The sequence below is a fragment of the Erwinia sp. STN24 genome (genome assembly GCF_041320675.1).
Taxonomy (GTDB): Bacteria; Pseudomonadota; Gammaproteobacteria; order Enterobacterales; family Enterobacteriaceae; genus Erwinia; species Erwinia aeris.
Genome location: NZ_JBGGPM010000022.1, coordinates 1 through 379, shown reverse-complemented (window position 1 = coordinate 379; position 379 = coordinate 1). Strand labels below are relative to the sequence as shown.

Genomic DNA, 379 nt, shown 5'->3' with positions numbered 1-379 from the left:
ACCACTTTGTGATTCATGACTGGGGTGAAGTCGTAACAAGGTAACCGTAGGGGAACCTGCGGTTGGATCACCTCCTTACCTGAAGATACCTTCGTGCGCAGTGCTCACACAGATTGTCTGATAGAAAAGTAATGAGCAAGGCGTTAACGCGTTGGGGGTAAAGCGACAAAAGAATCTGTCGCGCGATTTTCTTGAGAAAATCTTGCCTTTACGTGAAATAAGCGAATCGGTGATTCGCAAAGCAAATTTCACGTCCCCTTCGTCTAGCGGTTAGGACTCCGCCCTTTCACGGCGGCAACAGGGGTTCGAATCCCCTAGGGGACGCCACTTGCTTGGTGACAGGTGAAAGGTGTCTCCACGAAGTATCTCAAAACTGATT

Annotated in this window: 1 tRNA gene and 1 rRNA gene; both read left to right on the top strand. The window is 49.3% G+C overall.

The annotated features are described in order from the left end of the window. A 16S ribosomal RNA gene (locus ACA373_RS22165) occupies positions 1-78 on the top strand; the annotation flags it as partial. Between the two features lie 174 nt (positions 79-252). Further along, positions 253-327: transfer RNA gene (locus tag ACA373_RS22160), tRNA-Glu, on the top strand. The last annotated feature ends 52 nt before the right edge of the window (positions 328-379 follow it).